Source organism: Peribacillus sp. NPDC058002 (assembly GCF_042886655.1).
Lineage (GTDB): Bacteria > Bacillota > Bacilli > Bacillales > DSM-1321 > Peribacillus > Peribacillus aracenensis.
This window is the reverse complement of sequence record NZ_JBHVQU010000048.1, coordinates 1-20,786: the sequence shown is the minus strand read 5'-3', so window position 1 is coordinate 20,786 and position 20,786 is coordinate 1. Positions and strand designations below refer to the sequence as shown.

22 protein-coding genes and 1 pseudogene are annotated in these 20,786 nt (G+C 42.0%); 4 read left to right on the top strand and 19 right to left on the bottom strand.

Going from position 1 to position 20,786, the window contains the following annotated elements:
• Nucleotides 1-7: 7 nt before the first annotated feature.
• A complete protein-coding gene (locus ACFVSH_RS11410) occupies nt 8-439 on the bottom strand; it encodes a VOC family protein (protein ID WP_387597806.1) in 432 nt (143 codons plus the stop codon).
• A gap of 287 nt (nt 440-726) precedes the next feature.
• Here ACFVSH_RS11410 and ACFVSH_RS11405 point away from each other — a divergent pair, with 287 nt between their 5' ends.
• On the top strand, nt 727-1,278 hold the full coding sequence (locus ACFVSH_RS11405) for a MerR family transcriptional regulator (RefSeq protein ID WP_260284635.1): 552 nt from the start codon (nt 727-729) through the stop codon (nt 1,276-1,278).
• A 161-nt stretch (nt 1,279-1,439) separates the two neighbouring features.
• Here the strand turns inward: ACFVSH_RS11405 and ACFVSH_RS11400 are convergent, their stop codons facing one another.
• The 5 genes from ACFVSH_RS11400 to rnz all read right to left on the bottom strand — a co-directional run bounded on the left by ACFVSH_RS11400 (nt 1,440) and on the right by rnz (nt 6,301).
• The gene (locus ACFVSH_RS11400; protein ID WP_387705971.1) at nt 1,440-2,234 is read right to left on the bottom strand and encodes an ABC transporter ATP-binding protein; all 795 of its coding nucleotides are present in this window, start codon (nt 2,232-2,234) and stop codon (nt 1,440-1,442) included.
• Nucleotides 2,209-3,240 (bottom strand): ABC transporter permease, encoded by a 1,032-nt coding sequence (locus tag ACFVSH_RS11395; protein WP_387597810.1) that lies wholly within the window; start codon nt 3,238-3,240, stop codon nt 2,209-2,211. The genes ACFVSH_RS11400 and ACFVSH_RS11395 overlap by 26 nt, the downstream gene beginning before the upstream one ends.
• Before the next feature lie 33 nt (nt 3,241-3,273).
• Nucleotides 3,274-4,269, bottom strand: a complete 996-nt coding sequence (locus ACFVSH_RS11390; RefSeq protein WP_076365486.1) for an ABC transporter substrate-binding protein — start codon at nt 4,267-4,269, stop codon at nt 3,274-3,276.
• 208 nt (nt 4,270-4,477) lie between these two features.
• Complete coding sequence (locus ACFVSH_RS11385; protein ID WP_260284638.1) at nt 4,478-5,296, bottom strand: phytoene/squalene synthase family protein; 819 nt, start codon at nt 5,294-5,296, stop codon at nt 4,478-4,480.
• 63 nt (nt 5,297-5,359) lie between these two features.
• Complete coding sequence (gene rnz, locus ACFVSH_RS11380) at nt 5,360-6,301, bottom strand: ribonuclease Z (RefSeq protein WP_387597814.1); 942 nt, start codon at nt 6,299-6,301, stop codon at nt 5,360-5,362.
• A 231-nt stretch (nt 6,302-6,532) separates the two neighbouring features.
• On the opposite strand from rnz, the gene zwf reads away from it, so the two are divergent.
• Nucleotides 6,533-8,032 (top strand): glucose-6-phosphate dehydrogenase, encoded by a 1,500-nt coding sequence (gene zwf, locus ACFVSH_RS11375; RefSeq protein WP_387705969.1) that lies wholly within the window; start codon nt 6,533-6,535, stop codon nt 8,030-8,032.
• Nucleotides 8,033-8,075: 43 nt separating this feature from the next.
• Here the strand turns inward: zwf and ACFVSH_RS11370 are convergent, their stop codons facing one another.
• Complete coding sequence (locus ACFVSH_RS11370) at nt 8,076-8,237, bottom strand: hypothetical protein (RefSeq protein WP_179890982.1); 162 nt, start codon at nt 8,235-8,237, stop codon at nt 8,076-8,078.
• Between the two features lie 294 nt (nt 8,238-8,531).
• Between ACFVSH_RS11370 and ACFVSH_RS11365 the strand changes: the two genes are divergently transcribed.
• Entirely contained in the window at nt 8,532-8,705 is a 174-nt protein-coding gene (locus ACFVSH_RS11365; protein WP_034308217.1) for a hypothetical protein, read from the top strand.
• A 125-nt stretch (nt 8,706-8,830) separates the two neighbouring features.
• Here the strand turns inward: ACFVSH_RS11365 and gndA are convergent, their stop codons facing one another.
• From gndA to mce, 6 genes are all read right to left on the bottom strand, one after another.
• Nucleotides 8,831-10,243: an NADP-dependent phosphogluconate dehydrogenase gene (gene gndA / locus ACFVSH_RS11360; RefSeq protein WP_387705967.1), complete on the bottom strand. Its 1,413-nt coding sequence runs from the start codon at nt 10,241-10,243 to the stop codon at nt 8,831-8,833.
• Between the two features lie 42 nt (nt 10,244-10,285).
• Nucleotides 10,286-11,560, bottom strand: a complete 1,275-nt coding sequence (locus tag ACFVSH_RS11355) for a DNA polymerase IV (protein ID WP_387705965.1) — start codon at nt 11,558-11,560, stop codon at nt 10,286-10,288.
• Nucleotides 11,561-11,863: 303 nt separating this feature from the next.
• Complete coding sequence (locus tag ACFVSH_RS11350) at nt 11,864-12,037, bottom strand: hypothetical protein (protein WP_387597825.1); 174 nt, start codon at nt 12,035-12,037, stop codon at nt 11,864-11,866.
• A gap of 22 nt (nt 12,038-12,059) precedes the next feature.
• Nucleotides 12,060-13,181, bottom strand: coding sequence for a tripeptidase T (locus tag ACFVSH_RS11345; protein ID WP_387705963.1), 1,122 nt, complete (start codon nt 13,179-13,181; stop codon nt 12,060-12,062).
• Between the two features lie 220 nt (nt 13,182-13,401).
• Nucleotides 13,402-14,952, bottom strand: coding sequence for an acyl-CoA carboxylase subunit beta (locus tag ACFVSH_RS11340; RefSeq protein WP_192205433.1), 1,551 nt, complete (start codon nt 14,950-14,952; stop codon nt 13,402-13,404).
• Nucleotides 14,949-15,374: a methylmalonyl-CoA epimerase gene (gene mce / locus ACFVSH_RS11335; protein WP_260284645.1), complete on the bottom strand. Its 426-nt coding sequence runs from the start codon at nt 15,372-15,374 to the stop codon at nt 14,949-14,951. Before mce ends, ACFVSH_RS11340 begins: the two co-directional genes overlap by 4 nt.
• Before the next feature lie 166 nt (nt 15,375-15,540).
• Here mce and prli42 point away from each other — a divergent pair, with 166 nt between their 5' ends.
• Nucleotides 15,541-15,636, top strand: coding sequence for a stressosome-associated protein Prli42 (gene prli42, locus ACFVSH_RS11330; protein WP_155726463.1), 96 nt, complete (start codon nt 15,541-15,543; stop codon nt 15,634-15,636).
• Nucleotides 15,637-15,673: 37 nt separating this feature from the next.
• On the opposite strand, the gene ACFVSH_RS11325 is transcribed toward prli42, so the two are convergent.
• From ACFVSH_RS11325 to ACFVSH_RS11300, 6 genes and pseudogenes are all read right to left on the bottom strand, one after another.
• A complete protein-coding gene (locus ACFVSH_RS11325) occupies nt 15,674-16,189 on the bottom strand; it encodes a L,D-transpeptidase (RefSeq protein WP_192205435.1) in 516 nt (171 codons plus the stop codon).
• 31 nt (nt 16,190-16,220) lie between these two features.
• Nucleotides 16,221-17,210: an aromatic acid exporter family protein gene (locus ACFVSH_RS11320; protein ID WP_387597832.1), complete on the bottom strand. Its 990-nt coding sequence runs from the start codon at nt 17,208-17,210 to the stop codon at nt 16,221-16,223.
• Nucleotides 17,211-17,400: 190 nt separating this feature from the next.
• On the bottom strand, nt 17,401-18,123 hold the full coding sequence (locus ACFVSH_RS11315; RefSeq protein ID WP_192205437.1) for an amino acid ABC transporter ATP-binding protein: 723 nt from the start codon (nt 18,121-18,123) through the stop codon (nt 17,401-17,403).
• Entirely contained in the window at nt 18,116-18,775 is a 660-nt protein-coding gene (locus ACFVSH_RS11310; RefSeq protein ID WP_207439437.1) for an amino acid ABC transporter permease, read from the bottom strand. Before ACFVSH_RS11310 ends, ACFVSH_RS11315 begins: the two co-directional genes overlap by 8 nt.
• A gap of 131 nt (nt 18,776-18,906) precedes the next feature.
• The gene (locus tag ACFVSH_RS11305) at nt 18,907-19,710 is read right to left on the bottom strand and encodes a transporter substrate-binding domain-containing protein (protein WP_483878302.1); all 804 of its coding nucleotides are present in this window, start codon (nt 19,708-19,710) and stop codon (nt 18,907-18,909) included.
• A gap of 627 nt (nt 19,711-20,337) precedes the next feature.
• Nucleotides 20,338-20,775 (bottom strand): annotated as a pseudogene (locus tag ACFVSH_RS11300) (BrxA/BrxB family bacilliredoxin).
• Between the last annotated feature and the right edge of the window lie 11 nt (nt 20,776-20,786).

Below are 20,786 nucleotides of genomic sequence, written 5' to 3'. Positions count from 1 at the left end.
AACAGCGTTACTTTATAATCAGCATATCATTTTCATCGAAACTCCAATCCTTCGAATACGCAACCTCCCAATAGTAACCGTCGGGGTCTGAAAAATATCCGCTGTATCCTCCCCAAACAACATCCTGAGGTGATTTTTCAATTGTTCCCCCAGCCTTTCCAGCCTTCTTGATCACATCATCCACTTCTTCAACTGATTTAGCATTATAAGCTAGCGTAAGACCCGGGAACCCCTTTTTCTTAGGCGGTTCTTTCTCATTGATGTCTTTTACTAGCTCCTCTAAAGGATACAAAGCAAGTTTCGTTCCGGCATTATAAAAAAAAACGATTGCGGGTTCGTCCTCTTTAATCGATGTACGGAATCCCAATCCGTCCCGGTAAAACCTCAATGATTCAGTAATATCCCTGACACCTAAAGTGATAATGTTGATCCTGTTCATGCTAGTCCTCCTTTTTCCATGTTTTAAGGGTAAATTCGACATCTGGATCACTTTTCCCTTTATATCTTGATTGATTATCAGCCACACCATCACAAATGCTTCTTAAAGTTCCTAAAAATGCTCAACAATTGCATAAGGATCAATCCAAGGGGGATTCCATCTTGAATTGCTCCTTATGCAAATTACGTAGGAATTTCACTTTCTTTGCCGAATGAATACATGTTTTGTCATCTGTAAAGGAATTCCCTAATACTTATCGAATTCAACAACCAAAAGGGGGAATCTCGATGAATACAAGTGCAGTTGCCCGGTTACTGAATGTTTCCCATAGTACGATTCAACGCTGGGTCACCCAATTGAACATGGAAGTAGAACGGAATCAGCTTGGCCACTACCAGTTTTCGGATGAAGACATTGCATTATTGAGAAAAATCCAAGATCAGCTGAACGAAGGCATCATTCTCCAAAAGGTCAGCATCTCAGAGAAAAAAATTAGAAAAGCAACCATCCAGAAACACTCCGAATCGGATAAAGAACATGATCAACTGCTAGAACGGGTCACCCGGCTTGAAAATGGGCTGAAAACAAAAGCGGACGATGTTGTATCCTATCAGCTTTTACAGCACAGAAGTGAAATGGAAGACATGCACAAACTCGTTAAGAAACTCGAAGCCCGTATCGAAGCGTTAGAAACACCAATGGGCCAGCCGTTTGATTATTTACTCGCGGCTGAAGAGGCTGCTGCCACTAAAAAGACAAAGAAAAGGCCATTTATAAAAATGATTTTTGGAAACAGAAAGAATGATAGTTCATCATGGAGCACAGCCGACAGCGATTAACATCGATTATCATTCAAGATGGTTCATGAGCACCCCACGATAGCCATTTTTCTCATGCCAGGCATTTCTTCAGTAATAGGACCTGATCTAATTAATCACCCCAAAAATAAATAAGGCCCGGCCAAGGTTTAAGTCTCACCTGGGTCGGGCCTTTTCTCATCTTAAATCAACACTGCACGGTCATTGAGCATTTTTTCGCCTTTGATGCGCTGGAATTCGTTAAGCAGTTTTTCAACGGTAAGCTTCTGCTTTTCAGCACCTCTTGCTTCAAAAATGATTTGTCCTTTATCCATCATGATCAAGGAATTTCCAAGATCGATTGCCTGCTGCATATTGTGAGTCACCATCAATGTCGTTAGCTTGTTCTTTTCGACGATTTCCTTCGTCAGATTTGTAACAAGCTCTGCCCTGGAAGGATCGAGAGCGGCTGTATGTTCATCAAGAAGCAGGATTTTAGGATCGGTGAAGGTCGCCATCAACAATGATAATGCCTGGCGCTCCCCTCCTGATAATAATCCCACTTTTGCAGTCATCCGATTTTCCAGGCCTAAATGAAGGGTACCCAAACATTCTTTAAAAAGTTCTTTCCGTTTTTTTGTCACCCCGAAACCTAATCCTCTTTTATTGGTTCTTCCATAAGCGATCGCCATATTTTCTTCAATCGTCATATGTGGAGCCGTACCAAGCATGGGATCCTGAAAAACACGGCCAATCATTTTAGCACGGGCATGTTCTTCAATGGCCGATACATTTTCCCCATCAATGATGACTTCACCGGCGTCAGGGAGAATTTTGCCGGATATCATGTTCATCAGCGTCGATTTACCTGCCCCATTACTCCCGATGACTGTAATAAATTCGCCTTTTGCCATCTGCAGCTCCAGATTCCCAAGGGCTAGCTTTTCATCTGGTGTCCCTTCATTGAAGACCTTATAAATCTGATTTAACTGAAGCATATCCTTCTCCCCCTTTCGATAAAGTCCCACCATGGCGCATCTGTATTTCTTTGAGACGCCTTTTCTTTCGGCTTTTCTCTTTTTGTTTATCGGTAATTTTAGGAATGACAAGTGCCCCTACCACAATAAGTGCCGTAATTAATTTAACATCGCCTGTTTCAAGAAATTCTACGCGAAGTGCCAAAGTTACGACGATTCGGTAAATGATCGCTCCTCCAATGACCGCAAGGGTCGCACGTGCAATCGTTTTGGAGCCAAATAATGCTTCGCCAATTATAACGGATGCCAATCCGATGACGATGATTCCAATCCCCATGCCAATATCGCTAAACCCATTATATTGGGCAACCAAGGAACCCGAGAAAGCCACAAGTGCATTTCCAATCGCAAGGCCCAGGATCTTCATGTTTCCTGTATGGGCGGAAAAACTCTTGACCATCGCTTCATTATCACCCGTTGCGCGTAAAGCTAGACCGATTTCCGTTTTTAAAAAAGCTGACATCCCAGCTTGAATGATTAAAGCCACAATCAACATAACAATTAGTATAGCCCACGTTTTTGGCAAGCTATCACCAAGGCCCACAATCGATAAAAGACCATTCAACATATTGTCCATGCCAGTGCCAGCCCAGGCATTCTGGATATTTGTGATAATGGTCGTTTGAGAAAGCAACGGAATGTTGGATGCACCCATGATCCTTAAATTGATGGAATAGAGGGCAATCATCATTAAGATACCTGCCAGAAGTGGATTGATTTTCCCTTTCGTATGCAGGAATCCCGTTATTGTCCCAGCAATGAAACCTGCCACCATGGCACAAAACGTGGCCATGGCTGGCGAGAAACCGTTAACGATCATAATGGCGGCCACAGAGGCACCTGTCACAAAACTGCCTTCCACAGTCATATCCGGGAAGTCGAGAATCCTGAATGTTAAATAAACACCTAGTGCCATAATCGCATAAATCATTCCCGACTCAAAAGAGTTGAATAAAGCTGAGAACATTTTTTTTCTTCCTTCCCCGAACAAAAGCAGAGTTTATTTTACAAACTCAGCATCTGCTTTCCATTCTTCTTTTATTTCAACACCCATATCTTTTGCTGCCTTTTCATTGATGACCAATTTCAGTTTTTGTGGATATTGAACTGCGATATCTCCAGGCTTTTTGCCATCCTTCAAGATTTCAACCGCTTTTTGCCCCGCTTCATAACCAATATCATAGTAACTGAATCCATATGCTGCAAAACCACCAGCATTCACGGAATCAAGCTCACCAACAAACAATGGAATATCTTTATCATTTGCCACCGAAATGACCGATTCCAGTGCTGAAACAACGGTATTATCAGTAATGATATAGAAAGCATCGGCTTTTCCGATTAATGATTCCGTTGCCTGTTTAACCTCGGCTGAAGTGGACACGGATGCTTCAACGACTTTCAAGCCCGCTTTTTTCGCTTCCGCTTTCACGTTTTTTATTTGGACGACGGAGTTTTGCTCCCCTGTATTATAAACGGTCCCAATTGTCTTGGCGCCAAGTTCTTCTGCCAGGAATTTCATTGATTTGGCAATGGCTTCAGGATGGGAATCCGTCGTACCCGTCACATTTCCGCCTGGCTTATCCAAAGATGTAACGAGCTCCGCCGCTACAGGATCGGTAACCGATGTAAAAACGATTGGTATATCCTTTGTCGCATTCAAAGCGCTAAGAGCACTAGGAGTAGAATTGGCAAAGATTAAATCCACTTTATCCCCAACAAAGTTATTGGCGATCGTTTGACTATTATTTTGGTCACCCTGTGCAATTTGAAGATCATATTTGGCATTGATGTCACTATCCTTCAATGCCGCCTGAAATCCTTCATAAGCCTGGTCCAGGGAATCATGCTGAACGATTTGTGTTACTCCAATGTTGAAGGTATCCTTTTTGCTTTCATCCTTTGCCGTATCTTTTTCCTTGTCATTTCCACACCCAGCCAATAATAATCCTGCGACCAATGTCATAGCTGCAGTTGAATATAATTTCTTTTTCATATTTTCCCCCCGCTTTTTTCTTATTTAAGATTAGGTTTTTTCTAGCGACGTCAACTTTTTCGCTTTTATTTCCTAAATTATAATCGTTTAGTCCCAATTATTCCAATATATTTTTTAACTTTTTAGAATTTTTTGAGTTCTAGATATAAAACATAAAAAAAGCTGCTTTGAAAGGGATGGTAACTTTCAAAGCAGCTTTATGGAAAAATCAGTGTTCGACAACTTGGCTGACAATTTCGGTAACTGTAGTACGATCGATTTTTTCTTTGCCTTCTTTTAGGGCTTTCAATGTGGCCTTTGCCAATTCCAAGGGTATCTTACAGAATTGGATGATCTCTTTCGTTTCAATCTCTCCAATGTACACATCGGCTAATGCAAGATTATGTTCCGTATGGGCAAGCATCTCGTCGAAACCCCAGCCATCCGGATAAAAGTTCACACCGCGTTCTGCATCTTCCTCACGGTTACGCAGGATATTGACCGTTTGGAGTCCGCGTCCAAATGCGATGGCAAGTTCGCGGTCCGTTTCGGTTCCATCGTACCAGTTCCACATATCAGACAGCATGACCCCGACTAACCCTGCAACATAATATGTGTAATCATCGAGTTCCTCTTCATTATGGATTTGCCAGTCCATAGTAACCCATTTTGCCATGCCTTCGGCCATTTCCTTTGTCGATTCCAAGACTTTGTCTTTTGCACCGGAAGGACAAAATTCAATCCAGTCCGAAAGAAACAGGGTCACCTCGGGAAGATCATCCTTATATGGTTCAAATAACGATTGAAGATCTTCTTCCCTGAAATCCGCATCAAGCAACTCACTAAGAGCCTTTAAAAGGGAAACCTTAATATCTGCAGGAAGACCGGGGTGATCCTCGATCTCATCGATGGCGCGCATGCAAAGGTACGCAGCTCCAATAGCCTCTTGCAATCCCTTTGGAAGATAGCTGATTGGAATGAAAAAAGTCCGGCTTGTTTTTAGGAGAAAATCCATTGCTTTAGTATGTAGGTCGCTTTTGTCAGTCATATTTACACTCCTTTAAATATCCAATGAACAATTGATTAATTATATCAAACATTGGCTTTGATTTCAGCTGCCCGATTCCCCTGAATACAAAGGAACTTTAATTGCCATTAGATCTTCACCCATAATCGTGTTTGCAAAGACCGCTTTGCTTTCCTCTTTTAGCCTCTCAGCATCCTCCGGAGTATACCGTGAGCTGATATGCGTAAGGATTAGATTCTTAGCTCCCGCTTTCAAAGCCGTTTCTGCAGCCTGAACGGTGGTCGAATGATAATAGGCTGATGCCATTTCGGATTCTTCCGCTGAAAATGTAGCTTCATGAACAAGGTAATCCGCCGATTCAGCAAGAATGAGCGCATTGCTGCACATTCTTGTATCACCAAGAATCGTGATGATCCGTCCTTTTTGCGGAGCACTGAGATAGTCCTTCCCATTTAAGACACGGCCATCATCGAGACGGACTGTTTGTCCATTTTTCAATGCTTTAAAAAGAGGCCCCGGCTTCACACCTTCAGAACGCAGCCGGTCGACCAGTAAGCTTCCTGGACGATCTTTTTCAACAATCCGGTAACCGATGCTGTAAATGCCATGATCAAGCGACATGGCCGTGACTGTGAATTGTTCGTCCTCAAACACTGCGCCTTCTTCAATTTCGATGATTTCCAAGGGATATTTTAAATGAGTTCCACTCACCTGTAAGCTCGTCTTAATAAATGCATCTATTCCTTGTGGACCATATACGGTCAATTTATCCACACCGCCCTGAAAAGATCTGCTGCTTAAAAATCCAGGCAGTCCGAAGATATGGTCACCATGTAAATGGGTGATGAAAATCTTTTCAACCTTTCGCGGCTTGACCGCGGTTTTTAATATTTGATGCTGTGTTGCTTCCCCACAATCGAATAACCAAACCGTCCCTCGTTCTTCCAATAATTGCAGGGCGATTGAAGTCACATTACGCGCTTTAGCCGGAACGCCGGCGCCTGTACCCAATAAAACGAAATCCACTCATACTACCTCCGTTGCAAATGCTTCTTTATGATTAACTATAGCATAACCAAAGCCCTGTTTCATTTATGACCCCTAAAAACCGAAACCAAATTAAACTTTTAATGAAATATGAGAAAAAATGCGCAAATTGATTGCTTTGAGGGAAAGCTAAACGTAAAATTAGAAATTGGTACACATACGGGAATTCCAACTTTATAGACAGATTTAACGGAAAGTTGAGGTTTTAACATGACAGAAAACAATAAACCCACAGCACTGATCATGATTTTTGGTGCTACCGGAGATTTAGCGAAAAGGAAATTGTTTCCTTCCATATATCGACTATTTCAAAAAGAGAAAATAAATAAGTTCGCAGTCGTTGGAGTAGCAAGGAGGCCATTGACGAATGAGGAGTTCCAAACAAGTGTCAAGGATTCCATACTTACTTTCGGACATGCAAAAGAAAAGGTAGACGAATTCATTTCCCATTTCCATTATCACTCCCATGATGTCTCCAGTTCGGAATCATATCTGCAGTTGAAGGACATTGCCGAAAAATTGGACGGACAATATCAATTAGAAGGAAACCGGATCTTCTATTTGGCGATGGCACCCGAGTTTTTCGGAACGATTGCCGAACAGATTAAAGCTCAAGGCCTGACCGACACGAATGGATATAAGCGCCTTGTCATAGAAAAGCCGTTTGGACACAGTTTCGAAACAGCACAAAAATTGAATGGGCAGATTCGAACGGCATTCGCTGAAGATGAAATCTACCGTATCGATCATTATTTAGGCAAAGAAATGGTACAAAATATTGAGGTCATACGTTTTTCAAATGCCCTATTCGAGCCGCTTTGGAATAACAGATATATATCCAATATCCAGGTTACTTCAAGCGAAACACTTGGCGTTGAAGAACGTGGACGTTACTATGAAACCAGCGGTGCCCTAAGGGATATGGTCCAAAATCATCTGCTCCAAATGGTGGCCTTGCTTGCCATGGAACCCCCGATCGCTTTGACGACAGAAGAGATTCGAAGCGAAAAAGTGCGGGCATTGCGCTCACTTCGACCAATGAAAGTGGACGAAGTCGATCAATACTTCGTCCGTGGCCAATATGGTGAAGGAACGATAGACGGTCAAACACTTCCGGCCTACCGCAATGAACATAATGTAGATCCCGAATCCAACACTGAGACCTATGTGGCGGGTAAATTGATGATTGATAACTTCCGTTGGGCCGGTGTTCCTTTTTATATCCGTACCGGTAAGAGGATGGATGTCAAATCAACGAATATCGTCGTTCAATTTAAAGATATTCCAATGAATCTGTATTATAAAACGGAAGAAACGCTGAACCCGAATCTTCTCGTTATCCATATCCAGCCTGACGAAGGGATCACACTGTACTTAAATGTTAAGAAATCCGGGACGACATCCAATACAAAGCCAGTAAAACTGACCGTCTCCAACAAAGGGATTGAACACATCAATTCTCCTGAGGCATATGAAAAGCTATTGTTTGACAGCATGCGCGGGGATGCTACCAACTTTACGCACTGGGACGAGGTAGCCCTATCATGGAAGTTCGTCGATACCATTTCCAATGCATGGGAAAATACTAAGGACGAGTCTTTCCCTAACTATGAAGCGGGATCCACAGGTCCGCTGGCATCCGATGAACTCCTGGAAGAAGACGGACATATTTGGTGGGAAATCAAGAATAACGAAAATGATGCTGACTGAAATGAAGAAGGGATGCAGATTTGAACCTGCATCCCTTCTTCATTCATGAAACACTTTTCCTCAGCAATTTATTCCGGATAATATCAAACATTTCCTTGGGCTTAGACATTTCTTCCTCTATTTCCGAATTAAGCCAAAAGGAAACACCAGATTCTAAGGCAATGAAAAATAAAAAAATGGCTACAGCCCACCAGATGATGAACATAAGTCTCCGCTCCTTCTCTCTTCTTTCTGCCTACTGTATCCTACGGTCCGACCAACTCTTTCAATGTTTATATTCCTTTTTCCGCAGGTGTTTAAACCTAAAAAGCAAGGATGAATGACATACATCATACTACATTTTCCCTAAAAAAGGTAAAATAATTGGAACTATTTACAATTAGTTTATTTTTACCATTTTTATCCTCATGGAAAAAGAATGCTAAATCCTTGCTTAGGTTACACTAGAAAAGGTGCCAGAGGACAGCACCACTAACTTCGGTGTGGAGGGATTAAACTTATGGACATTCGTGAAGGATTAATTCCAACAGCGTTGGGCACAGCCGTGACAGCTGCGGGTTATGCAATGAAGCAGACCCGGGGCTCAAACAAAATGGTTGCTAATACGGTTTTTGGTTTCGGTTTGGCACATGTTGTATTAGGGGTCATCGACCTTGTAGAGCATCGGAGATAGCAAAAAAAGAGGGCGCATGGAAGCGCCCTTTTTTTCTGTGCATCCGAGGTCCTTAACATGATGAATATTACAACCAAAAAAAGCCAGTATAAAAGGGGATCCCCTTTTATACTGGCTTGAACTTTTTATTTTTCCATCCATTCGGTATGGAACGTTCCTTCTTTATCAATACGTTGATAAGTATGGGCTCCAAAATAGTCACGCTGAGCTTGAATCAGGTTAGCTGGCAGCGTTTCTGTGCGATAGCTGTCGAAATAGGCAAGTGCTGATGACAAGCAAGGAACCGGAATTCCGTTCATCACAGCCGTTGACACTACCTCACGTAAAGCTCCTTGATAGCTTTCGACGATCCCTTGGAAGTATGGATCTAAAAGAAGATTGTTCAAGTTCGCTTCACGATCGTACGCCTCCTTGATTTTTTGGAGGAATTGTGCACGAATGATACAGCCGCCACGGAAAATCATCGCTATTTCCCCATATTGCAAGTTCCAGTCATTTTCTTCTGATGCTGCTTTCATTTGTGCAAATCCTTGTGCATATGAACAGATTTTGCTCATATAAAGTGCTTTACGGATATTTTCTATCAAAGCCTTTTTGTCGCCTGTAAATGATTCGGCTTTTGGACCACGAAGGATTTTACTCGCTTCAACACGCTCGTCCTTGATTGCTGAAATAAACCGGGCAAACACCGATTCCGTAATGATTGGAAGCGGAACGCCAAGATCAAGCGCACTTTGACTTGTCCATTTCCCCGTACCTTTTTGGCCAGCTTTATCTAAAATGACATCGACCATCGGCTTACCGGTTTCCTCATCATATTTTTTGAAAATATCAGCAGTAATTTCAATTAAATAGCTGTCAAGTTCCCCTTGATTCCATTCAGTAAAGACTTCATGAAATTCTTCGGCAGATAATCCAAGGAGATTTTTCAAAAGGAAATATGATTCGGAAATCAACTGCATGTCCCCGTATTCAATACCATTATGTACCATTTTAACATAATGACCTGCTCCATCCGGTCCGATATACGTACAGCAAGCATCACCGTCGACCTTAGCTGAAATATCCTTCAAGATCTGTGCAACAAGTTCATATGCTTCTTTTTGACCTCCAGGCATGATGGATGGACCTGTTAGAGCTCCTTCTTCCCCTCCTGAGACGCCTGTACCGATGAAATGGATGCCAAGCTTGCTTAATTCCTCATTGCGGCGCTGAGTGTCCTTGAAGAAGGTATTCCCTCCATCAATAACGATATCACCTTTTTCAAGTAACGGTTTTAATTGCTCGATCGTTGCATCTGTTGCCGCCCCGGCTTTAACCATCAATAAAATTTTGCGTGGCGTTTCCAAAGAATTGACGAATTCTTCAAGTGTATAAGCGGCTGTTACGTTTTTGCCTTCCGCTTCCTTCATCATTTCGTCCGTTTTTGATCCTGAGCGATTATACACGGAAATTGAATATCCCCTGCTTTCAATATTAAATGCAAGGTTCTTGCCCATTACGGCTAGTCCGATAACGCCAATCTGTTGTTTTGTCATGCTTCATCTTTCCCTTCTCTATATCTTTACACAGCTTGTACGCTATTCTTTGTCAAAAGAAGGATCATTCCTCCTGGATTGCCCAAAGAAATCTTTGCTGAAGCTAGTGTCTGTTCCAATTGAACGGTTTTTCAAGGGTAATCCCTTTTTAATAATATTTTCTCCGTACTTATTTTGCAAGTGTTCCATCGCTTCATACAGAGGTTCTTTTTCTGCATCCTCTTGAAAGGAGAAAATATCCAGTTGCTTGAAGGCTGACTCTTTTTCGATGACATCATAGGCCGTGACACCAAGAAGCCTGATTCCTTCCCCATTCCAATTTTTCATAAAGAGATCGATAGCTCCATCCAAAATATCCTTTTTTTCAAAAACTGGATTAGGGACCGTTCTGCTTCTCGTTATTGTGCGGCGGTCTTTGTAACGGATCGTCACACCTATTTTTTGACCAAGCAGGCGTTTATTTCTCAAACGGGCTGCAACCTTCCCGGATAGCTTATCCAGTACACCGATCAGTTCTTTTTGATTGGTGGAGTCATGCGGAAGAGTAGTAGAGTTCCCAATGCTCTTATGCTCAAAAATCGCTTCGGGATCCACTGCCCTTTGGTCGATTCCATTAGCCCTATCTTTCAAACGGATGCCATTGATCCCCAGAAGCTGTTTAAGTTGACTATCATTGGCGTGTGCAAGGTCCCTGATCGTCATTATCCCGATAGTTCGAAGCTTTTCCGAGGTTTTATCCCCGATGCCATGCATTTGGCCAACTTGTAAAGGCCAGAGCTTTTCCGAAATGTCCCGTTTCCTTAACACAGTGATTCCCATTGGCTTCTTCATATCAGAAGCAGTTTTGGCCAAAAATTTATTAGGGGCAATCCCGATGCTGCAAGGGAGATCCATCGTATTAAAAATTCTTTCCTGAATGCTATTGGCTATATCTAAAGGGGATCCCAATTCGGCGCATTCACTAATATCCAGATACCCCTCATCTATCGAAACCGGTTCAACCATCTCTGTATATTGTCTTAAAACATCAAAAATTGCCAGTGATGCCTTTCGATAACGCTCGAAATTCGGTTTCTGAATGACTAATTGAGGACATAGTTTTTTCGCCTGCCAAATGGGCATGGTCGTTTTAACCCCGAACTTCCTCGCCTCATAGCTGCAGGTGACGATTATGCCCCTTCTCTCTTCAACATTGCCTGCAATGGCAAGCGGTTTGCCTTTTAATGAAACATCATATGACATTTCCACTGAAGCATAGAAACTATTCATGTCTACATGGAGAATGACCCTGCCATTTTTGGGATACATGTCCTTCATGTTTGACCGTCACATCCTTGTAAAATTAAAAAGATAATAGGCCCAATAAAAAATCACTTCTATTAAGGTACCCCTATTTATCTTTGGTAACCACGTTGAAAGATGCTTCCACTCCAAGAAAAACAGCCATCATGTCATTGATGACTGTTCATATATTCCTTCAATACTGTTAACACCTTGGCAAATATATACGAGTTTTTGCTGATCAATGATCGTAATCAAAAGGCAACCCCTTGAATATATTCGGTAAAAATCAAGATTTCACGTCACCCTGGCCAATAGTTTGATGGAGGATATCCGTCTTTATTGCAATCCACCTTTGGCCATCATAGCCTGGGCTGATTTACCTGGTTGCAGGAAATCCGGAAAGCAAGGCATCAGGTCTTGCGATGGAATCACGAATTCATTAGGCACGGCATATTCCACGCCCTCTGCAAGAAGTCCGATAACCTTTTTACTCAGGAAACTCTCCTCCATCCCCCTGTCATATTTTGGGTGATTATTCCCCTGATACTTCTTTGATGATAGTGACGACCATTTCAGCTAGCTTCGTTAATTCCTCAACTGGGATTCTTTCATTCGTAGTATGGATATCTTCATAGCCCACTGCGAGATTGACAGTAGGGATGCCAAAGCCTGCAATGACATTCGCATCGCTTCCTCCGCCGCTTTTAACAAGCTCGCAAGGACGGCCGATTTTCTCTGCTGCCTTTCTTGCGATTTCGACTACATGATCACCAGCACCATATTTAAAACCAGGATACATCACGTTAACTTCAACTTCAGCACGTCCGCCCATTTCAATGGCTGCAGTCTCGAATGCCTCTTTCATTTTCGCTACCTGTATTTCCATTTTTTCAGGAATCAAAGATCTTGCTTCTGCAAGGATTTCAACATGGTCACAAACAATATTGGTTTGCTGTCCGCCCTGGAAACGTCCGATATTGGCTGTCGTTTCCTCGTCGATTCTGCCCAATGGCATTCTAGAGATTGCTTTGGCAGCGATCGTAATGGCCGAAACGCCTTTCTCAGGAGCGACACCAGCATGTGCAGTCTTGCCTAAAATGGTTGCACATACTTTCGCCTGAGTAGGTGCAGCAACAACCACATTTCCCACTTTTCCATCACTATCAAGTGCAAAACCGAATTTAGCCGTTACAAGGGAGCGATCCAATGCCTTTGCCCCAACCAAGCCAGATTCTTCACCTACTGTAATGATGAATTCAATTGTACCATGTTCGATATTCTGTTCTTTCAACACTTTAAGCGTTTCTAACATGACCGCTAATCCAGCTTTGTCATCCGCACCTAAAATGGTCGTTCCGTCTGACACTATGTATCCATCCTTGATGGAAGGCTTGATTCCATTACCCGGTACAACCGTATCCATATGGGATGTGAAATAAATGGTATCCACGCCTTCTTTCATTCCTTTTAAAGTACATACTAAATTCCCTGCACCATGACCGGTAACTGCTGTTGTATCATCTTCAAAAACCTCTACACCCAGTGCCCCGAATTTTTCTTTCAGCACTTTGGCGATGGCTGCTTCATTTTTCGTTTCGGAATCAATCTGCACCAATTCCATAAATTCATTAACTAAACGTTCTTCATTTATCATAAAATAAAACCTCCAAAAAAGTTTTCCTCTTTAATTATACTTCTAAAAGCGGCGCCCCGGCAAATAAAGTGAAAAGGAAGAACCCAGAATGGCATGCTGGTCATTTCCCTGCCAAAATGTGAATGATGCTTATAAATGGTTTTCTTTTAAATGATATCTTCCCCAGTATGGAAAGGAGCCCAAAACAGATAGTTTGGGCTCCTTTCAATGTTGGATCGGATCACAACGGAATATTTCCGTGTTTTTTCCATGGTCGGTTTTCTTTTTTGTTGCGCAGCATATCAAGAGATTGAATGATCTTAATCCTGGTTTCACGGGGATCAATTACATCATCCACCATTCCAAGACTTGCGGCAACATATGGATTGGCGAACTTCTCACGGTATTCTTCAATTTTAGCTGCACGTGTCGCTTCCGGATCTTGGCTATTTTGAATTTCACGGGCAAAAATGATATTTGCCGCTCCAGCTGATCCCATTACAGCGATTTCAGCATTTGGCCATGCAAACGTCAGATCCGCACCGATGGATTTACTATTAAGAGCCACGTAAGCTCCTCCGTACGCTTTACGCAGAATGATCGTCAATTTTGGTACTGTTGCTTCCGAATAAGCATATAGCAGCTTTGCACCATGGCGAATGATCCCGCCATGTTCTTGTTTAACGCCCGGGAAAAACCCTGAAACGTCTTCAAATGTAATTAGCGGAATGTTGAACGAGTCACAGAAACGAATAAAACGGGCAGCCTTATCTGATGAATCAATATCAAGTCCCCCAGCCAACACCTTTGGCTGGTTACAGACAAGCCCCACTGATTTCCCTTTGATACGCGCCAAGCCGACCACTATGTTTTTCGCAAAGCCCTCTTGAACTTCCATAAAGGAATCCTCATCGACAACCTGCTCCAATACTTTCCGAACATCATATGGACGAATCCCTTCATAAGGGACTACATCCGTTAAGTCCGGACGGTAGTCATCTCCTTCGTCGGCTTCCAAAACAGGCGGCTTCTCTTCATTGTTTTGTGGAAGATAACTCAGGAGACGTCTAACGTCCGCCAATACTTGCTCCTCAGATGCTCCCTTGAAATGGGCATTCCCGCTTATGGTATTATGTACTGCCGCTCCACCCAACCCTTCAGATGAAATCTTTTCCCCTGTAACCGTTTCAATGACTTTAGGACCTGTTATGAACATTTGGCTCGTTTTTTCAACCATGAAGACAAAGTCTGTTATGGCTGGGGAATATACGGCTCCACCTGCACAAGGTCCCATAATAACCGAAATCTGTGGTATGACCCCTGAATAAATGGAATTCCGGTAAAAAATTTGGCCATATCCGTCAAGCGAAACCACGCCTTCTTGAATACGCGCCCCACCAGAATCGTTTAAACCTATGAAAGGGGCTCCATTCTCCGCTGCCAAATCCATAACATTGGCAATTTTCAGAGCATGCATTTCACCGAGTGCCCCGCCAAAAACAGTAAAATCCTGTGAAAACAGATAAATATCACGGCCGTTGACCTTTCCGTAACCGGTGACAACCCCTTCTCCTGGCCCTTCTTCCTTTTCCATGCCAAAATTGGTATTACGGTGTTTGATAAAAGGATTAAGCTCTATGAAAGTACCCGGATCAACTAAAAGTTCAATTCTTTCCCTTGCAGTAAGTTTGCCCTTTTCATGCTGCTTATCGATTCTTTCTTCACCGCCGCCCATTTCCACTTTGCGGCGTCTGTCATATAGGTCATTGATCGTATCGTATATGTCTGTCATTCCTGCTCCTCCTTTGATACTGCTTGTTCACAAAGCTCATATAATACACCCGCGGTAGACTTGGGATGAACGAAAGCAACATCCGCATTGTGTGCTCCCTTTCTTGATGAATCATCAATCATCCGCAATCCAGATTCTTTGATTTCTTTTATTCTCTCTTCGATGTCATCGACGCCAAGTGCCACATGATGAATCCCTTCACCGCGTTTTTCGATGAATTTGGCGATTGGGCTTGCCGGTGACAACGCTTCCAACAACTCCAAACGGGTATTGCCTGCCAGGATGAAGGCCACTTTCACTCCTTGGCTCCCAACTGTCTCGATTCCTTCAAGTTTCAATTTCAACGTTTCCGTGTAAAGTGGCAAGGTCTCCTCCAGTGACTTGACGGCAATACCTATATGATCGATATTTTTAATCATCATAAAACCCCCATGCTATGTATTATTGGATGACTCCATTAGAATACTACTAATCTTGCATTAAAGCCTTTCAAGATTCGGAATAATATGAACATTATACTTTTACTTGTTTCTACTAAATGTTCAAGTTAAAATAAAATCAATTAAACTGTTTTAAGGGAGAGAGCATATGGGAAACAAGAAAATCAGAAAAATCGTCGTGTATTTAATGCTTATCTCAATGTTATTAACGAGCTTATTATCAGGTATCGCATTTCTTTTGTAATAGAAACCGTTGGGAGGGGAGCAAAGCTTCCCTCTCTTTATTTTATCGCTCCATTTTTCTTTGCCAACGTTTCGAAATCCTCGTTCGATATGGTGATCAAAACTTTAGTGCCGATGGGGACTTTTTCGTACAAACGCTCTACATCGGATTTATGCATCCGTACACAGCCATTTGAAATGTATTTACCAATTGATGATGGCTTATTCGTACCATGAATGCCGTAAATCCTCCCATCGGTATTTCGTGCATCGAATCCAATCCACCGCGACCCCAGAGGGTTCCTGGGATCGCCGCCAGGAATATTTTTTTTCCGGTAATATGGATTGACTGCTTTTACCTTGACCGTGAAAATCCCTTCGGGTGTAAGTTCCTGGCTCTTTCCCGTACCGACCGGCAGAATCTCCTTGACCTCATTATCATCAATGAACGCCAATTTATTGTTAGCTTTATTGATGATGATAAACGGATCGCCAGGCTTAACCGATTGAGGTTGGGCCTGTACCTGCAACGGCCACAAAAGTAGCATAAGCAACAAAGAAAGAATCCATTTCATGTTGTATCATTCCTTCACTTTTTTGCTTAGTTTAAGCCAAGTGCCTCTTTTTCATTCGGTTGCCGTTCAGCTTGGGTAGTCCCTTGAAGGAATGCTTCAACAATAAATAACGCTCCATTTCCTTCATGAGCTGCAGTAATGCGGCCCTGGATTCGAACTCTTCCCTTGTCTGCGGCAGTGCCATTCCCCTAAAATGAATCTCCATTTCTTCAAGCTTCTTCAGATAAAGAATGGCCGTATTTTGTGGGTGGACATTTTCTGCCAAATCTTCTATAAAATCAGCCACTATTCCGCTTTGCTTGACCACCAATGGAATATTCGTGACAAGGGGCAGAATTCGCTCAATTATTTCAAATTGCTTTTCACGCATTTTGAAATAATGGTAATACAGGTCTTCTTCCCTTAAAAAATGATTTTCCACGTCCCTGAAGGCAAGGCTTTTGGCTTGATTAAGAAGATTGGCCGTTTCGGTGATTTCCTTACCATCCCATGTGTGATCATTATCCCTTAAATAGCGGACAATTCCCATCAAGATCGCACTAAAGTTCGTTTCGATGCTTTCCTGGTAGGTCAACAGTTTGTCATCGACACTGGGCATGTACAGATTCATGACAAGCGCCACTCCAACTCCAACCGCGATTAATATCGTTTCATTGATCAGCAGGGAAAAAGTGATGTCACCCGCCCCGTATAGATGCATGATGATGACGCTGCTCGTCACAATCCCCTCATTAATCTTCAAGGCAACAGCCGTTGGAATGAAAATCAAGAGAATCAAACCTATTATCAGCGGATGGAATGCGATGAAATGAAAGAATAGGGATGCATAGGCCATTGCGATCAAACAAGCTAAAAACCGGTGCCAGGAGGCATACACCGACTTCTTTTTTGTAACTTGAATGCATAAGATCGCAATGATTCCCGCAGCAGAGAAATATTCGAGATTAAGCATTTGTGCAATAATAATTGCCAGGGTGGCCCCCAAAGCAGTTTTAATCGTCCTGTACCCGATTTTAAACATTGTTATGTATCACCTGGCTCTTTCTCTATCTATTATAATACTATCAGGAAATCAGATATTTTTACAGTCCTTTGCGAGTTAAATTTCCATTTTTTCTAAATGCATTCACACAAAAATACATTATAGGAAAAAAATAAAAAAGGTAACCTAAACGTTACCTTTTTTACAATTATATACTATTTTCTTCAGCTTATAAAACTTTTTCCAAGAAGTCTTTTGCACGCTGGCTTTTCGGATTGGAAAAGAATTCTTCCGGAGCACTTTCCTCGACAAGCAGACCCCCATCCAGGAATAGTACACGATCGGCCACTTCCCTGGCAAATCCCATTTCATGCGTTACGATCAGCATGGTCATCCCCGTATGTGCCAGTGACTTCATAACCTCGAGCACTTCTTTTACCATCTCGGGATCAAGCGCTGAAGTCGGTTCATCGAAAAGGATTACTTCCGGGTTCATTGCCAATGCCCGCGCAATCGCGACCCTTTGTTTTTGCCCGCCTGACAGACGATTCGGATAAGTCGATTCTTTATCGGACAAACCTACTTTATTCAAGAGTTCACGAGCTTGTTTTACAGCCTCGGCCTTTGATAGTTTTTTCACCTTCATAGGTGCATATGTCAGATTCTCCAGTACGGTTTTATGCGGAAATAAATGAAAATGTTGAAATACCATCCCGACATTTTCACGCACTTTCATGATATTGGTCTTTTTTTCAGTGATGATTTGATCTTTAAACCTGATTTGACCATCAGTTGGAGTTTCAAGCATATTGATGCAGCGTAAGAAAGTTGATTTTCCCGAACCGGACGGGCCGATGATTGCTAACACTTCTCCCTGCCCTATCTCGGTGCTGATTCCTTTTAATACTTCGAGCTTACCATAGTTTTTTTTGAGTCCATCAATTTTAATCACTGCGTCTCATTCTCCTTTCAATCACTTTGCCTAAGATGGTGAGAACCATGACCATCACATAATAAATGAGACCGGCAAATAATATCGGCTCGAAGAATTTATATGTCTCACCGCCGACAATATAAGAACGGCGCATGATATCCCCTAATCCAATAATTGTGACAACGGCTGATTCCTTGGTTAAGGAAATCAATTCGTTCACAAGCGATGGCAGGATATTCTTGATGGCCTGCGGAAGGATAATATTTAGCATCATACCTGAATAGGGAACCCCAAGTGCAAGCGATGCCTCTCGTTGGCCTTTATCGACAGCTAAAATGCCTCCCCTGATAATTTCAGAGATGTATGCCGCTGAATTTAGCCCGAATGCTAAAAATGCTGCTTGGAACGCTTCGATTTGAATCCCTAATATTTGTGGTGAACCAAAATAAATCAGCATTAATTGCAGCACCAAAGGTGTACCGCGAAAAATGGATGTATAAAAGTCTGCAATCCAATTTAAGGGCTTAATTCTGCTGATTTTAAGTATAGATAGTAATATTCCCAAAACAAATCCGATTACTGCCGCTACCGCTACAACCTTTAATGTTGTCGGTATCCCCTCCAGGATATATGGAAGGGAAGGCATAATCCTTTCAAATTCCAGATTCACTCCATTCATCCTCTCTTATGAAGGCCTTTATATTAGGTCCTTCCTCCTGCTTCATTTTATTAACAATAAAGCGCGGAAAAACGTTCAGAAGGCATACTCAAACTCTTCTGAACGCTTTTCATCTCTCTGTATTATTCAGTTTCACTGCCACCGAACCATTTTAATATTAACTTTTCCATTTCACCGTTCTCTAACATTTTTTTCAACTCGGCATTGAATTCTTCAGTTAACTTGCTTCCCTTTTGGAAAGCGATTGCCGAACCAGCATCTTGTTCACCGGACTCGATCAAATGCCCCACCAAATCTTTATTATCATTCAAGTAGCCTTTTGCAACAGTATCTTCCATGATTACGGCATCAAAACGTCCTGTTGACATTTCTTGAACAACCTCAGGTATACGATTCCGTTTTTCAATTTTCATCCCGATATCATGGGATTTATTCAAGTCATTTGCCAATGTCTCCTGAATGGATGCAAGCTGTACGCCTACGGTTTTCCCTTTTAAATCTTCAACAGTTTTGATTTTGCTGTCCTTTGTCGTGATGATCATGTTTTTAGCTGTATAGTAAATATCACTGAAATCGACTGATTGCTCACGTTTTTCAGTTGGAGTCATTCCAGAGATAACGAAATCGACCGATTTATTTTCCAGAGCAGGCACAAGACTATTAAAGTCAATGTCCTTCACTTCAACCTCATAACCTAATTTTTTTCCGATTGCTTTAGCGATATCGATGTCAAATCCTTTAATTTCATCACTTTTAGATGTTTCAACATATTCAAATGGCGGATAATCCGCAGATGTTCCCATTACCAGGACCTTTTTGCCGTCTGTACCTGCTGTGTCCTTATCTTCTTTCCCCGATGTTCCGCATGCTGCTAAAATACCTACTAATAAAACAGAAGTAAGCAACAATGCTAACTGCTTTTTCAACTTCATTATTATTCCTCCAAAATGATATTTTCAATTCTCTTGTTATTGAATTTGGTTTAGTTAAAATTTGAATAACTAATATTCATACACTAATGTGTATTTTAACACACTCTTATAATTATTCAATAACGTAAATAATAGATTTATTTTTCAGAATATTACTATAATTTCATTTCTAAATAGCTCCAAAGGGAATATACCGGCATCCTTATCTTTCTTCTTTCCTAAATGCCCCTGACTTATGCAAAATCATGAATAAAAAAATCCGCCGAAAGTGCGGTTTTCAGACTGTATTCAAACTTCAAGAAAAGCGAGTTTGACTACGGTTTGTTTCTAAAAAAACATTCAAGTTGATTTCAGAAATCCGCTCCCTTTCCGCCGACTGTCTGCCAAGCCTCCTCGCGCAAGCGCCTGCGAGCTCTCGGCTAGACAGTTATTTGGCAGGAGTGTCGCATATATCTTCAATCCAATAAGGATTTCATCCCCTATAAAAAAGGAAACATTCATAAAGGATAGCCAAGTCTTCTTTTTATAATCATGGTTCGGGATGAGACTACTTCCGAACCCCTTTTTGTCGTCAAAACTAAAACCCGCCGATTGGCGGGTTTTTTAGATATGGCTATGGGCTTACACTTCTTCGCAATATTGATCGAAGTAGTCTTGTAATTTTTCTACTACAGACATCGGGTGGTGCCCTTCAATCTCATGACGCTCTATCATGGTGATGATTTTTCCATCCTTCAGCAATGCAAATGATGGGGATGACGGCGGATACCCTTCGAAATAATCACGGGCTTTTTCCGTCGCCTCTTTATCTTGCCCAGCAAAAACGGTTACTAGCTGATCTGGGCGTTTATCATTATGGATTGCATGAGCAGCTGCAGGTCTAGCAATTCCCCCAGCGCAGCCACAAACGGAGTTTACCATGACAAGTGTCGTTCCTTTTTGCGCAAATACTTACTCTACTTCCTCGGGTGTAGTCAATTATGTATTTCAATCAGTCTTTTTCTCATGGCTAGCCTGTTTGACTAAGTCGTTCTTTAATAAATTATAATACATATTCATGGCATTTGATC